The 754-nt window shown below is 49.2% G+C and carries 1 protein-coding gene; it reads left to right on the top strand.

Annotated elements, in window-relative coordinates; genetic code table 11:
* Positions 1 to 227: 227 nt before the first annotated feature.
* Positions 228 to 754 (top strand): hypothetical protein (locus J7439_RS25705; RefSeq protein ID WP_209204902.1); only part of this gene is annotated, 527 nt, incomplete at its 3' end.

Below are 754 nucleotides of genomic sequence, written 5' to 3'. Positions count from 1 at the left end.
CGGCTGTCCGGGAATTGCATTTTCATAGCAAAAAAAGCCCCATGTAATTCAAACTATTCTTACCACTGCCATAAAACTGGCTACCGTTACCAAACCCCTATTAACGCTTTTACCGATGTAGAAAAAAGAAATACTCAAACATCACTGACCTGTTTGCTTCTTTGTGTTTGCCCTATAAGACAATGGATTAATATCTCCGTAAACAATTTTATTATGAGGTAATGATTTTGATACGGCAATCAGGCGTAAACCCGGCAGGCATGGCCATCGACCCGCAACCTGTAACAACCCCCACTACAGAACCGGAGGGTCGATGGAGAGGGTGGGAGGTGATCCAATCGGGGGCTAGTGCATTTGTTCGGTCACTGCACCCCTTGTATGATCCACTCAATAGCCACCGCCACCTGCCAGTGCAGGATGTTGCGGACTCTGCTGCTGGCATTGATCTTTGGGGCGTTGTTGGCCAGAACAATAATTTCCATCAGTTCACTGCACTGGCAGGACGGGCGATAGCAGCCTATTCCGGCATGCCTTCAGAAATCAATAGTCTGCTGAGCTATCTTGCCAACCTGGCGGCTGTAGGCCGGTTTGCCAGCGATCAGCTGAAAGCGTTCAATGCTTGCGACGGTTCGATACCTGAGCCTGGCACACACAGGGAAAAGACACCGGACGAGACTTTGGAAAACACGAAAGACAAAGCCAGAAAAGCCTCACAGAACCTACGACACCAGTATGATAAATCCGCCGCCCCAAC

This window comes from Salinisphaera sp. G21_0 (assembly GCF_017744115.1).
Taxonomy (GTDB): Bacteria; Pseudomonadota; Gammaproteobacteria; order Pseudomonadales; family Endozoicomonadaceae; genus Endozoicomonas.
The sequence above is the reverse complement of the archived record's forward strand: the minus strand, read 5'-3'. Positions and strand labels throughout refer to the sequence as shown.